At 66.3% G+C, this 13766-nt stretch carries 12 protein-coding genes and 1 pseudogene; 9 read left to right on the top strand and 4 right to left on the bottom strand.

The genetic code is table 11. The features are described 5' to 3' along the window. Positions 1–34 precede the first annotated feature (34 nt). The 6 genes and pseudogenes from GGC64_RS15795 to GGC64_RS15770 all read left to right on the top strand — a co-directional run bounded on the left by GGC64_RS15795 (position 35) and on the right by GGC64_RS15770 (position 7053). On the top strand, positions 35–1039 hold the full coding sequence (locus GGC64_RS15795) for a LacI family DNA-binding transcriptional regulator (RefSeq protein ID WP_192723427.1): 1005 nt from the start codon (positions 35–37) through the stop codon (positions 1037–1039). A gap of 292 nt (positions 1040–1331) precedes the next feature. Beyond that, positions 1332–3281, top strand: coding sequence for a 2-oxoacid:acceptor oxidoreductase subunit alpha (locus tag GGC64_RS15790; RefSeq protein ID WP_192723426.1), 1950 nt, complete (start codon positions 1332–1334; stop codon positions 3279–3281). Further along, on the top strand, positions 3278–4354 hold the full coding sequence (locus GGC64_RS15785) for a 2-oxoacid:ferredoxin oxidoreductase subunit beta (RefSeq protein WP_192723425.1): 1077 nt from the start codon (positions 3278–3280) through the stop codon (positions 4352–4354). Before GGC64_RS15790 ends, GGC64_RS15785 begins: the two co-directional genes overlap by 4 nt. Positions 4355–4365: 11 nt before the next feature. Continuing rightward, positions 4366–4956: a molybdenum cofactor guanylyltransferase gene (gene mobA, locus GGC64_RS15780; RefSeq protein WP_192723424.1), complete on the top strand. Its 591-nt coding sequence runs from the start codon at positions 4366–4368 to the stop codon at positions 4954–4956. 1174 nt (positions 4957–6130) lie between these two features. Then, positions 6131–6355, top strand: a pseudogene (locus GGC64_RS15775) (transglycosylase family protein); the annotation flags it as partial. A gap of 212 nt (positions 6356–6567) precedes the next feature. Next, entirely contained in the window at positions 6568–7053 is a 486-nt protein-coding gene (locus GGC64_RS15770; RefSeq protein ID WP_192723422.1) for a transglycosylase family protein, read from the top strand. Here the strand turns inward: GGC64_RS15770 and GGC64_RS15765 are convergent. Genes GGC64_RS15765 through GGC64_RS15750 form a run of 4 tightly spaced genes read right to left on the bottom strand, consistent with a single transcriptional unit; the run spans position 7025 to position 9726 of the window. Further along, a complete protein-coding gene (locus GGC64_RS15765; protein WP_192723421.1) occupies positions 7025–7612 on the bottom strand; it encodes a VOC family protein in 588 nt (195 codons plus the stop codon). The genes GGC64_RS15770 and GGC64_RS15765 overlap by 29 nt on opposite strands. Further along, positions 7609–8778 (bottom strand): FAD-dependent oxidoreductase, encoded by a 1170-nt coding sequence (locus tag GGC64_RS15760; protein ID WP_192723420.1) that lies wholly within the window; start codon positions 8776–8778, stop codon positions 7609–7611. The genes GGC64_RS15765 and GGC64_RS15760 overlap by 4 nt, the downstream gene beginning before the upstream one ends. A gap of 28 nt (positions 8779–8806) precedes the next feature. Further along, positions 8807–9337 carry a PaaI family thioesterase gene (locus GGC64_RS15755; protein WP_192723419.1) on the bottom strand — a complete coding sequence of 177 codons (531 nt, stop codon included), beginning with the start codon at positions 9335–9337 and terminating at the stop codon, positions 8807–8809. After that, complete coding sequence (locus GGC64_RS15750) at positions 9334–9726, bottom strand: helix-turn-helix domain-containing protein (RefSeq protein ID WP_192723418.1); 393 nt, start codon at positions 9724–9726, stop codon at positions 9334–9336. The genes GGC64_RS15755 and GGC64_RS15750 overlap by 4 nt, the downstream gene beginning before the upstream one ends. A gap of 106 nt (positions 9727–9832) precedes the next feature. On the opposite strand from GGC64_RS15750, the gene GGC64_RS15745 reads away from it, so the two are divergent. Genes GGC64_RS15745 through GGC64_RS15735 form a run of 3 tightly spaced genes read left to right on the top strand, consistent with a single transcriptional unit; the run spans position 9833 to position 13729 of the window. Then, on the top strand, positions 9833–11806 hold the full coding sequence (locus tag GGC64_RS15745) for a S9 family peptidase (protein WP_192723417.1): 1974 nt from the start codon (positions 9833–9835) through the stop codon (positions 11804–11806). Between the two features lie 10 nt (positions 11807–11816). Next, positions 11817–13076 (top strand): trans-acting enoyl reductase family protein, encoded by a 1260-nt coding sequence (locus GGC64_RS15740; protein ID WP_192723416.1) that lies wholly within the window; start codon positions 11817–11819, stop codon positions 13074–13076. A gap of 53 nt (positions 13077–13129) precedes the next feature. Beyond that, positions 13130–13729 carry a DUF937 domain-containing protein gene (locus tag GGC64_RS15735; protein WP_192723415.1) on the top strand — a complete coding sequence of 200 codons (600 nt, stop codon included), beginning with the start codon at positions 13130–13132 and terminating at the stop codon, positions 13727–13729. The last annotated feature ends 37 nt before the right edge of the window (positions 13730–13766 follow it).

The raw sequence follows: 13766 nt of genomic DNA, 5'->3' as shown, positions 1-13766 counted from the left end.
AACCCCTCACCGATTGCACCGAGGAAGGAACGCCGTGCCGCACCGCTACAAGGTCCGCGAGATCGCTCAACAGAGCGGGCTGAGCGAAGCGACGGTCGACCGCGTCCTCAACGAACGGCCCGGGGTGCGGGAGAACACCAAGGCAGAGGTCATGCAGGCGATCGCCGACCTGGACAAGCAGCGCGCGCAGTTACGGCTCAACGGCCGTCGCTACCTGATCGACGTGGTGATGCAGACGCCGCACCGGTTCTCGGATGCCTTTCGCGCCGCGGTCGAGGCCGAACTGCCCGCATTCGCACCGGCGATGGTGCGTGCCCGTTTTCATCTGTGGGAGTCGGGGTCGACGGCGCAGATGGCCGAAGCGCTCGGTCGGCTGAAGGGTAGCCACGGCGTGGTGCTCAAAGCGCAGGATGAGCCCGAAGTGGCTGAGGCGATCGATCGCCTCGTCGACGGCGGTGTGCCCGTCGTGACCTACACGACCGATGTGCCGGCCAGTTCTCGCTGTGCCTATGTCGGCATCGACAACCATGGCGCGGGGGTGACGGCCGCCTACCTGATGAACCAGTGGCTCGGCTCGGCCCCTTCAGATGTGCTCATCACGCTGTCGCGAACGGTGTTCCGGGGCGAGGGGGAGCGTGAGGTGGGATTCCGCTCGGCTTTACGGGCATCCGGCCGGGCAATCGTGGAGGTCAGCGACAGCGACGGTATCGATGCGACCAACGAGCGCCTGGTGCTCGAGGCGCTGGAGCGGCACCCCAAGGTGGAGGCGGTTTACTCGGTCGGCGGCGGCAACACCGCGACGGTCGCGGCGTTCGAAGCGTTGGGCCGCGTCTGCAGGGTTTTCATCGCCCACGATCTCGACGCAGACAACCGGCGACTGCTGCGCGAAGGTCGCATCTCCGTCGTGCTGCACAACGATCTGCGCGCCGACGCGCGGCTGGCGATGCGGCTGATCCTGCAGGAGCGCGGAGCTTTGCCGGTCGAGCCGTCGCGGCCGGTCCCGATCCAGGTGATCACCCCATACAACGTGCCGGGCTAGTGCTAGCGAGTGGCTACTGATCGGTAACCAATTTTAAGAGAATGGCATTCTCCGAAACGTGACGGAAAACACAATAATGTCTCGCGTAAGTCGCCGACATGTGCGCTGAGCATTGCGTTCGATCTCAGGTCATTCGCACGTCGCCTGCGCGTCGGGTAAAGGGCTGCCTAAGAGAAGTGCAATAATCGGTACTGGCAGTGACATCAAAAATTTGGTGAATGTCCCCCGACGGCGCGTCGGCCTGACCGCGACTCGGAGGACTTCGCCGGACAGCATCGGAAGGCAGGGCGCAGTGGGGGCCAACGACAATGCGGTCAGTCCCGGCACATTAGGCCCTCGGCAGAAGCTCGAAAAGGTCGTCATTCGTTTTGCCGGTGACTCCGGCGACGGCATGCAGCTCACCGGTGACCGGTTCACCTCGGAAGCCGCGCTGTTCGGCAATGACCTTGCGACGCAACCGAACTACCCCGCCGAGATCCGCGCGCCCCAGGGCACTCTGCCCGGCGTCTCGTCGTTCCAGATCCAGATCGCCGACTACGACATCCTGACCGCGGGTGACCGCCCGGATGTGCTCGTCGCGATGAACCCCGCGGCGCTGAAGGCCAACGTGTCCGATCTGCCCCGCGGCGGCCTGATCATTGCCAACTCCGACGAGTTCACCAAGCGCAACCTCGCCAAGGTCGGCTACGAGTCCAACCCCCTCGAGACCGACGAGCTTTCCGACTATGTGGTGCAGCCCGTCGCGATGACCACGCTGACGCTGGGCGCCGTCGAGCAGATCGGCGCATCCAAGAAGGACGGTCAGCGCGCCAAGAACATGTTCGCGCTGGGGTTGCTGTCGTGGATGTACGGCCGCGAGCTGGAGCACAGCGAGGCGTTCATCCGCGAGAAGTTCGCCCGCAAGCCCGACATCGCCGAGGCCAACGTGCTGGCGCTGAAGGCAGGCTGGAACTACGGCGAGACCACCGAGGCGTTCGGCACCACCTACGAGGTGTCGCCTGCCAAGCTCAAAGCCGGTGAGTACCGGCAGATTTCGGGCAACACCGCGCTGGCGTACGGCCTCATCACCGCGGGCCAACTCGCAGGCATCCAGGTAGTCCTCGGCAGTTACCCGATCACGCCGGCCTCCGACATCCTCCACGAGCTGTCCAAGCACAAGAACTTCAACGTGCTGACATTCCAGGCAGAGGACGAGATTGCAGGCATCGGCGCGGCCATCGGCGCGTCCTACGGCGGGGCGCTGGGCATCACCACCACGTCGGGCCCCGGCATCTCGCTGAAGTCCGAGGCGATGGGTCTGGCGGTGATGACCGAGCTGCCGCTGATCGTCGTCGACGTACAGCGCGGCGGACCGTCGACCGGCCTGCCCACCAAGACCGAGCAGGCCGACCTGCTGCAGGTGCTGTACGGGCGCAACGGCGAGTCGCCGGTCGCGGTGATCGCACCCCGGTCCCCGTCGGATTGCTTCGACGTCGCCGTCGAGGCTGCCCGCATCGCGGTCACCTATCACACGCCGGTGGTCATCCTTTCCGACGGCGCGATCGCGAACGGCTCTGAGCCATGGGCGATTCCGGACGTCAGCACCTACCAGCCGATCAAGCACACCTTCGCGAAATCCGGCGAGCCGTTCCAGCCGTACGCCCGCGATCCCGAAACGCTGGCGCGGCAGTTCGCCGTCCCGGGCACGCCGGGTCTCGAGCACCGCATCGGCGGCCTCGAGGCGGCCAACGGTTCGGGCAACATCTCATACGAGCCCAAGAACCACGACCTGATGGTGCGGCTGCGTCAGGCCAAGATCGACGGCATCAAGGTGCCGGACCTCGAGGTCGACGATCCGACCGGTGACGCCGAACTGCTGATGCTCGGCTGGGGCAGCAGCTACGGCCCGATCGGCGAGGCCTGCAGGCGTGCGCGACGCAACGGCATCAAGGTCGCCCATGCGCAGCTGCGCAACCTCAACCCATTGCCTGCCAACATCGGTGAGGTGCTGCGGCGCTACCCCAAGGTCGTGCTGCCGGAGATGAACCTCGGACAGCTCGCGCTGCTGCTGCGCGGCAAGTTCCTGGTCGACGTTCAGTCGGTGACCAAGGTGGAAGGCATGGCGTTCCTGGCCGACGAGGTCGAAGGCATCATCGACGCCGCGTTGGATGGAACGTTGGGCGACAAGGAAATCGACAAGGCCAAGTTCGCGCGGTTGGCCGCGGCCACTATTGACGTAGACGGTGTGGGAGCTAACGCATGACAGACCTGATCGGATCGGACCTAGGCGTCACCCCACTCTCGAAGCTGAGCGGGGTGCCCACCACCGACGAGCCGCAGAAGGCCAAGGACTTCACCAGCGACCAGGAGGTGCGCTGGTGCCCCGGCTGCGGTGACTACGTCATCCTCAACACCATCCGCAACTTCCTGCCCGAGCTCGGGCTGCGCCGCGAGAACATCGCGTTCGTCAGCGGCATCGGTTGCTCCAGCCGCTTCCCGTACTACCTGGAGACCTACGGCTTCCACTCGATCCACGGCCGCGCCCCGACCATCGCGACCGGCTTGGCGCTGGCCCGCCCCGACCTGTCGGTCTGGGTCGTCACCGGTGACGGCGATGCGCTGTCGATCGGCGGCAACCACCTGATCCACGCGCTGCGCCGCAACATCAACATCACGATCCTGCTGTTCAACAACCGGATCTACGGCCTGACCAAGGGGCAGTACTCGCCGACCTCCGAGGTCGGCAAGATCACCAAGTCCACCCCGATGGGCTCGCTGGACTATCCGTTCAATCCGGTGTCGCTGGCGCTCGGCGCCGACGCCACGTTCGTCGGCCGTGCCCTGGACTCCGACCGCAAGGGACTGTCAGAGGTGCTGCGTGCCGCGGCCGCGCACCGCGGCGCCGCGATCGTCGAGATCCTGCAGGACTGCCCGATCTTCAACGACGGCTCGTTCGACCCGCTGCGTAAAGAAGGCGCCGAGGAACGCATCATCAACCTCAACCACGGCGAGCCGATCACGTTCGGCGCCGACGGTGCGTACTGCGTGGTGAAGTCCGGCTACGGGCTCGAGGTGGCCAAGACCGCCGACGTGTCGGCCGACGAGATCGTCGTCCACAACGCCACCATCGAGGATCCGGCGTATGCCTTCGCGCTGTCCCGGCTCTCGGAGCAGAACCTCGAGCACATGGTGATGGGCATCTTCCGTCAGGTCAGCAAGCCGACCTACGACGATGCCGCACGCAACCAGGTCGCCACGGCCCGTGAGGCCAAGCCGCACGACACGGCCGCACTGCAAGCGCTGCTTCGCGGCAAGGACACCTGGACCGTCGACTAACCTCTGTTGACGTGACGCCCCCCGTGCCGCTTGCAGCAGTCATCTTGGCCGGCGGGGCATCCCGCCGGATGGGCCGCGACAAGGCCAACCTTCCGTATCAAGGCAGCACGCTGCTGGAGCGCACGATGTCGATCGTGAGCCCGCGGTGTGCACCGGTATTCGTCATCGCCGCGCCGGGCCAGCCGCTGCCCAAAGTGGAGGCCCAGGTACTGCGCGACGAGGCTCGCGGCGAGGGGCCCCTGCTTGCGACCGGTCGAGGGCTGCGTGCGGCGGCCGACGCAGGGCTGGAGTTGGCATTCGTGTGTGCCGTGGACATGCCGCTGCTCGAGGTCGAGTTGATCGACGAGCTCGCGGGCCCTGCCGTGCGACTCGGCGCCGACGTCGTGCTGCCGTGGGATGGCCGCGACCACTACCTGGCTGGGATCTACCGAACGGCGCTTGCCGACCGCGTCGATGACCTGATCGTCGCGGGGGAGCGCAGCATGCGTGCGCTGGTCGACAGGGTCGACACGCAACGGATCGTGATGCCCGAGCAGCCGTCGCTGACCAACGTCAACACGGCAGCCGACCTCAGCGCCGTGCGCCCGCCACAAATTGCCTAGCAAATTCGATCATCTTGCTCTGTTAATTTGCGCATTCAACCAATTTAAATTCCCTGCATGAATTCGCCCATATTTCTGCTGCTATTAAATGGCGACTATCGCTGACCGCGCTCTGCAGCAGGCCCGGCCGCCGATGCCCCGGATGTACGTGAAACCGGTTGCCTGGCAGGGATATTGGCGAACGCGTGGATGACTTTTGCCCCGAATTTCGGCGCGTTATGGAATGTTTGGCTGCTCGCCACCGTTCAGTCGTGCTGCGGTGCTAATGACGCCCAGGGACTGGCCGGATTGTGCAGGGCGGCCACGCGGGTAGGTCCGCGCCGTCATAATGTCCGTGGAAAGAGTCAATGAGAGGTTTCGCACTCGAAAGTCGTTGCACGTCAATGCTATTGGGTTCTTAAAGGTTCTCGCCACCAACGAGCGGTCTGACCGGACCCTCACACGTCCGGGTCGGCTGGGTGACGAAAAAGCAACGCCGACAGGGCTTTTCGAGCACACCGCGGCTGGCTCGATGTGGACTCGATCAGCGAACTGATGTCAGAAGACGACCTGTTCGGTGCCCTATCCAGCGATTTCCACAGGCGCAAGGCCGTTTTCGGCGCATGTTCCGGCTTCAAATCAGGTGTCTCAGCTCACAAAATGATCGTGATTTGAATCACGTCGACACGCCGGAGCTACCCATTCCGCTGTCGCGTCAAACCCAGAGCTGACCTGCACAGACGTTTCTCAGGTTCGGCCGTGATCTTCTCGTGATCTAACTGCGACACGCCAACGCGCTGATATGACTTTGCGGCCTCGGCTTTGTACGGTCCCTTCAGCTCCCAACGGAGCAAATAATTTCAAAACCAAGAACCTGCGTGTGAGTCGGGGCTGACACCTACGAGAAGGCGGTTTTCCGCTTTCGACAGCCGCCGGGCCTGTTGCCCGGTGAGGCACTTCATGCCTCCCGCTGCCGCACCTGACCGAGACGGTGCGGCCCAACCCCCTCGCCTGTGTACAGGCAACCACGCCCGCGTCTCCGCGCGGGTGGCGATGGCGCGCGCTTGGCGAAAGGAAAGCAGTGAAAAACATCCGCAAGACGTTTGGTCTGGCCACCATCACCGGTGCGCTCGTTGTGGCACCGATGGCAGCATCGCTCGGACTGGTGACCGGCACCGCCAATGCGGACAGCGGGGTCAACTGGGACGCCGTCGCAGCCTGCGAGTCGGGCGGCAACTGGTCGACCGCGACGGGTAACGGCTACTACGGCGGCCTGCAGTTCACGATGGGCACCTGGCATGCGAACGGCGGGCAGGGATCCCCGCAGCACGCCAGTCGCGAGGAGCAGATCCGCGTGGCCGAGAACGTCCTGCGCACGCAGGGCATCAAGGCGTGGCCTGTGTGCGGCAGGCGCGGCTAGTCACTAGGACGACAGAGGCGGCGCTGGGCTTTTGCCCGGCGCCGCCTCTTCTTTCTCAGAAGCCCCTTACACCAGATAAGTAACGGTTAAAACTTTTGACACTTGCGTAACGCGTGATGTTGATCACCCGAAACATCAGATAGCCGCAGCGGAGAACGCGCAACTGCTCCACCGCGGGCCTTGTTTCAAACGGTCGGGGAAGGACCGCAGTGATGAACATTCGTAAGGCATTCACCAAAGGCCTGTTGGCCGCCGCCATCGCCGGAGCTCTCGGCGTCATCCCAATGGCGCTCTCGACGGGCACGGCCAACGCCGACAGCGTGAATTGGGACGCCATCGCCCAGTGCGAATCGGGCGGCAATTGGGCTACCAACTCCGGCAACGGCGCCTACGGCGGCCTGCAGTTCAAGCAGGCCACCTGGTCCTCAAATGGCGGCGTGGGAAACCCCGCCACCGCGTCGCGTGCCGAGCAGATCCGCGTCGCTGAGAACGTCCTGCGCACGCAGGGCCTCAAGGCGTGGCCCAAGTGCGGCACCCAGGGCGCCAGCCCCGCCGTCTGGGGTGCGCCGAGCACGCCGACGGCACCCACGGTGACGACCGGCTGCGCCGCGATGCCCACCAGCGGGCTGCTCGGCTTCATCAACCCGCGGCAGATGTGCACCGCCCTGCTCAACCCGCTGGGCGCAGTGGGGGCCTGACACCGAATTCGTTGCCCTGGGGGTCGACGAGCACGCGCAGATCGCCCTGCACTGTCCATTGCCAGCGGTTCGGCACCACGCGTTCGTCGTGCACCCGGACGAACTTCCAGATCAAGCTCTCCCAGCCGGCTGACCCGTACAGCCAGCGCGGTGTGCCGTCGGGTCCGTCGCGGACCTCGGCACCGACGCGGTCAGCCCACCAGGCCGCGAGCTCCTCGGGCCGGTCGCTGTCGGTACACACCGCAAAGGCGCGGGCCGGCGGCTCGCAGCTCGACTGCGGGTCGAGAAACGCGCAGAACTCATTGCCCTCGACATCGGCAAGCGTGGCCCGCTCGGGAAGGTATTCCGCCAAGACCGTTGCGCCGAGGTCCAGCAGCGGCTCGATCGCGCGGACATAGACGTCCAGATGCACGCGGTTCTTCACCACCTTGTCTCGCGTCTGCGGGCGAAACGACAGCAGCGCGCGCTGAGCAGACGAGCCCAGCGCGGCGGCCCAGAACTTCTCCAGGGCCGGCGGCTCGACCGCGTCGACCACCAATGGCCCGAGACTGACGGTCATACCGACGCCGCATCCCGGTCGCTGGGCAATACGAACGCCGAACGCGCAGCCACCGTCGCGAGGTGCCGAGTCATCAACGCCTCCGGCACCAGCACCGTCGCCCGCCCGACCAGACCGCTGAGCAAGGCCGGCCGCAGATTGACGAGCTGTCCGACCACCTTCGACTCCCGTACCAGGGCCCTCGCCCGCGGTCGGCGAAACGCCGCAAACCGCGCGAAGGCCGCAGCCACGTCGTCGGTGCCGTCGACGAACCGCGCGAGCACCGCGGCGTCCTCGAGGCCTTGGCAGCCGCCCTGTCCCAGATGCGGCCGCATCGGATGTGCCGCATCCCCGACCACGACGACCCGACCACGTGACCATTGTCTTGCAGGCTCGCGGTCGTAGAGGTCGTTGCGCAGCACGCCGTTCGGATCGGTGGCGGCAAGCAGAGCGGGAATCGGGGCGGCCCACGATGAAAAGCGGGCCGTGAGATAGGCGAGGTCACCCCGCGGCGATACCTGCGCCTCTGCGGCTCGCTCGGTGGCGAACCAATACGTGCGATCGGGGCCCAGCGGCACAAGCCCGAACTCGATGCCGGGACCCAGGACTTCGCCTGCGACATCGGGGTCGATCGAGTAGTCGGACACTCCACGCCATGCGGTATAGCCGACGTAGTGGTCTGCCAGCGCACCGTTGAGGTGGCGGGCGACCATCGACCGGGTGCCGTCGGCGCCGACGACCGCGGTGGCTTCCCGAGTTGTGGAGTCCGACAAGGTGATTCGTACACCATCGGCAGTCGTCACCAGCTCGCGGACGGACAGTCCGGTGTGCACGGTGCCGTCGGCAAGTGCGTCGGCGAGCACCGCGGTCAACGCGGAACGGCGGATCACCACCAGCGGCTCACCGAGCGCCTTGACCAACCGCTCCCTGGCGGGGTGGCGCAGCCACGTACCGTCGCGCCAACGCAGCGCCCCTGCGGTCACCCTGCCGCCGGCCTCGCGCACTGCGTTCCCGAGGCCGATTTCATCAAGTGCCGCAAGCGCGTTGGGCCAGATGCTGATCCCAGCGCCGGACGAGCTATCGGTGCGCTCCTCGATGACCGTCACCTCGTGGCCGCGGCGTTGCAGCGCCACCGCCGTCGCCAGCCCGGCGATGCCCGCCCCGATGACAAGGATCTGCTGCGCCATCCCTCGAAGGTAGCGCGGCCCGCGGCAGCTACAGGTCGAAGATCAACAGCGTGCTGGTGGCCGTCGCGACGACCGCGCCGCTGGCGTCGGTCACCACACCTTCTGAGAAGCCCACTCGCGAACCGGACTTCACGACCGTGCCCGTTGCGGTGAGCGTTCCGCTGTTGAGTCGCACCGCCTTCAGGTAGTTGACCTTGATCTCGACCGACGTGTATCCCTTGCCCTGCGGAAGAGTGGTGTGCACGGCGCAACCGGTGACCGAATCCAGCAGCGTGCAGATCAGCCCGCCATGGATGGCTCCGATCGGGTTGTACGCGGATTCGTCAGGGACACAGGTGAATACCGCTCGGCCGTGTTCGACTTCGGCGAGTTCGAACTGCATCAGTCCGGCGATCGGAGCTTGGGGGAGTTCACCGTCGACCATGGCACGCAGGTAGTTGATGCCGGCCATCGTCAGGCCTTTGGCGGTGCTGGGTCCCGGCGAGTGCCACGTCACGGTGCGTGAACGCTCCGGCCCCCAGTCGGCCTGGACGTCGGTATCTACCAATTCGGCGGTCATGGTGTCCTCTCTGTTGGTTGCCACGGTGCCCGGCGGAAACGTGGGCGGTCGGGGTCGTCGGGTTCGACGGCGTGGTCCAAACCCCACGCGGTCAATGCGTCCAGCACCGGGATCAGGCCTCGACCGGAGTCGGTCAGGTGGTACTCGAAGCGCGGCGGTGTTGATTGATAGGCGGCGCGGCGGACCACGCCGGCCTCCTCCAGCGCCTTGAGCCGGGCCGCGACGCGGTCGCGCGGCGCTCCGGTGCTCTCGACGATCCCGGAGAAGCGGCGATTGCCCAGCGCCAGTTCGCGGATGATCAGCAGCGACCACCGCTCGCCGACCAACTCCAGCGATGCCGCGATCGGGCATGCCCGACCCGGCAAGTCGGCCAGGACCACTGTGCGCATGACGCAAGCATCGCAGCAGTGAGTTTGAAAGTCAAACTCGCTGCTGCGAGACTGCCGGGAGGTCGCGAATTTGCGTGAGATTGCGATCTGTGAGCAGGCTCGATGCATGACGACCCCTTTTGATGACCTCGACGCTTTCCTCGCGCTGCCGCGCGCTTCGGGACTGGCGGTGTCACCGGACGGATCGCGGGTGGTCACGTCGATAGCCGAACTCAACGAGAAACGCACCGACTTCGTCAACGCTATCTGGGAGCTCGATCCCGAGGGCAGGACGCCGGCACGTCGCCTCACCCGCGGCGCCAAGGGCGAATCGTCGCCCGTGTTCACCGCCGACGGTGACTTGTTGTTCGTGGCCGCGCGGCCCACCGAGGACGACGACAAGCCGCCAGCAGCGTTGTGGCGGTTGCCCGCCGCAGGCGGGGAAGCCGTCGAGGTGCTCGCACTGCCCGGCGGCGTCGACGGCGTTCGCGCCGCCACCGGCGCGGGGGTGACGGTGGTCGCCGCGAAACTGCTGCGCTCCGCGGCCGGCGTTGAGGACGACAAGCGACTGCGCACGCTGCGCAAGGACAACAAGGTGTCGGCCGTCCTGCACAGCGGTTATCCGGTGCGCTATTGGGATCACGACCTCGGACCCGATCAGCCGCACCTGATCGACGCCGCCGGCTCGCGGGATCTGACGCCTCAGCCCGATGACGCGTTGCGCGAGACCGACTTCGACGTCAGCGCCGATGGCGCGTTCATCGTCACGTCGTGGCACGCCCCCGCGACAGGTGCATCGATCCGCGTAACCCTGGTCCGCATCGATGTCGCCACCGGGCAGCGAATAGTCATTGCCGACGAAGCCGATGCCGATCTTGGACTGCCCGCGATCTCGCCCGACGGCACCGCGGTGGCCTTCATCAGGGAAACACATTCCACACCCGCCGAGGCGCCGCGAATCACGCTGTGTCACATGCGTTTCGGCGAGCCCTTGGTCGAATTGACCGGGGAATGGGACCGATGGCCCACCTCGGTCACGTGGCGGACCGACGGTTCGGCGGTGATCGTCACCGCCGACGAGAACGGACGTGGCCCGATCTTCGCGGTCGACCCGTCGACCGGCGCGGTCAGCCGCCTCACCAACGACGACTACACCTACACCGATGTGCGCACCGCGCCGGGCGGCGTTGTCTATGCGATGCGCAGTTCGTATACGCGGCCGTCGCATCCCGTCCGGATCGACAGCGACTGGACTGTGACGGAGTTGCCCTGCGTGCCCGCGCCCGAACTGCCCGGCACGCTGACCGAGGTGACGGCGACGGCCGCCGACGGCCAGTCGGTGCGGTCGTGGCTGGCACTGCCCAACGGCGACGACGGGCCCGCGCCGCTGGTGTTGTGGGTGCACGGCGGCCCACTGGCCAGTTGGAACGCCTGGCACTGGCGGTGGAATCCCTGGCTACTGGTGGCCAAGGGCTATGGGGTACTGATGCCGGATCCGGCGCTGTCGACGGGCTACGGCCAGGACTTCATCCAACGTGGCTGGGGCGCTTGGGGTTTCGCGCCCTACACCGATCTGATGGCGGCCACTGACGCGGCGTGTGCGCACCCGGGTGTCGACGCGACGCGGACCGCGGTCATGGGTGGTTCGTTCGGTGGCTACATGGCGAATTGGATCGCGGGCCACACCGACCGGTTCGACGCGATCGTCACCCACGCCAGCTTGTGGGCGCTCGACCAGTTCGGGCCGACCACCGACGGTGCGTACTGGTGGGCTCGCGAGATGACACCCGAGATGGCCGAACGGAATTCGCCGCACCGCTTCGTCGGCCAGATCCGCACCCCGATGCTTGTCATTCACGGCGACAAGGACTACCGCGTGCCGATCGGCGAGGCGTTGCGGCTGTGGTTCGAGTTGTTGACAGAGTCCGGTCTGCCGGCGGCGGACGACGGGACCAGCCCGCACCGGTTTCTCTATTACCCGTCGGAGAACCACTGGGTGCTCTCGCCGCAGCACGCCAAGATCTGGTATCAGGTGGTCACCGCGTTCCTCGCCGAGCATGTACTCGGCGAGCACGTCGAGCTGCCCGAGACGCTGGGGTAGCGTCGCCGACATGAGCGCACCGGAGCCTCGCGAGTTCGACATCGTCCTGTACGGGGCCACCGGCTTCGTGGGCAAGCTGACCGCCGAGTACCTGGCCAGAGCCGGGGCCGACGCCCGCATCGCGCTGGCGGGCCGGTCGCAGGACAAGCTGCGGGCGGTCAGGGACACCCTCGGGGACACCGCGCAAGCGTGGCCGCTGATCGAGGCCGACGCGTCGCGGCAGTCGACGCTGGATGCGATGGCCGCCAGGACGCAGGTGGTGGTGACGACCGTCGGCCCCTACATCAAGTACGGCTTGCCGATGGTCGCCGCGTGCGCTGCCGCCGGCACCGACTACGCGGACCTGACGGGCGAATCGCTGTTCATCCGCGAAAGCATCGACCTTTATCACAAGCAGGCAAGCGACACGGGCGCCCGGATCGTGCACTCGTGCGGATTCGATTCCATCCCTTCGGATCTCACCGTTTTCGCGCTGCACCGGCGCGCCGAGCAGGACCAGGCGGGCCAGCTCACCGACACCAACATGGTGGTACGGAAGTTCGCCGCAGGGGTGTCCGGTGGCACCGTCGCATCGATGCTCGAACTGCTTCGCGTGGCTTCGTCGGATCCAGAGGCCCGGCGGTTGATGATCGACCCGTACACACTGAGCCCCGACCGCGCCGCGGAACCCGAACTCGGCGCCCAGCCCGACGCGCGGTGGCGCCGCGGCCGTGAGATCGCCCCGGAACTCGACGGCTACTGGACCGGAGCCTTCGTGATGGCCGCAGCGAACACGCGAATTGTGCGGCGCTCCAACGCATTACTCGACTACGCGTACGGCAGGCGGTTCGAATACGCCGAGCAGATGAGCGTCGGCAAGTCCCTCGTCGCGCCCGTCGCAGCGGCCATGGCCACCGGGGGAAACGCAGCGACGATCGCGCTCGGCAGCCGTTACTTCAACCTACTGCCGGACAAGCTCGTCGAACGGATCGCCCCCAAACCCGGCACCGGACCGAACGAAAGCGTCCGCGACAAAGGTCACTACACCATCGAGACCTACACGACCACGACGACCGGTGCGCGCTATCGAAGCACCATGTCGCAGCAGGGCGACCCCGGATACAAGGCGACGTCGGTCTTGCTGGGGGAGAGCGGACTGGCGCTGGCGCTGGACCGCGACCGGCTGTCCGATCTGCGCGGCGTGCTGACGCCCGCTGCCGCGATGGGCGATGCGCTGATGGATCGATTCCCCGCTGTCGGTGTGACGTTGGAGACGACCCGACTGAATTGACCTGCCCGCGCAGAACCGCTGTGCGCCAAGATCGCAGCGACTAGGGTCGATCCATGGCCGATCTTGAGGAACTCTTCAATCAGATTCCCACGCAAGAGATTGCCGCCAAGTTGGGCGTCGACGAAGGGGAAGTGAACAGCGCCGTCAAGACCCTGGTGCCCGCTCTTGTCGGAGGTATCCAACACAACGTCGCGGCCGACGACATCGACTCGACCAAGCTCGAATCCGAAGTCGCCCAGCAGGGTCAAAGCGGTCTGCTCGACGGCGGAGTCAATGTCGACCAGGTCGACTCGAACCAGGGCGAGAGGTACATCTCGCGGATCTTCGGCGGCAACGACAGCAATGCGGTCGCCTCGGCACTGGCAGGCGGCGGGGCGGGCAACAGCGATCTGATCAAGAAGCTGCTGCCGATCCTCGCGCCGATCGTGCTCGCGTATATCGGCAAACAGTTGACTAAGAACTCGACGCCCGCCGAGCCGCAGGCGCAGTCCTCAGGCGGCGGCCTGGGTGACGTGCTGGGCGGCATCCTCGGCGGCGCGGGTGGTGGCGGCGGTGACAACCCGCTAGGCAGCATCCTCGGCAGCGTGCTCGGTGGGAAGCAGGGCGGCGCACTCGGCGACATCCTCGGCGGCTTGCTGGGCGGGAAGAAGTAGCCCCCAACGGCACGGTCGCGCTGTCTCCCTAGAATTG

Source organism: Mycobacterium sp. OAS707 (assembly GCF_014873705.1).
In the GTDB taxonomy this organism is placed as follows: domain Bacteria; phylum Actinomycetota; class Actinomycetes; order Mycobacteriales; family Mycobacteriaceae; genus Mycobacterium.
This window is presented reverse-complemented; position numbering and strand designations above follow the sequence as displayed.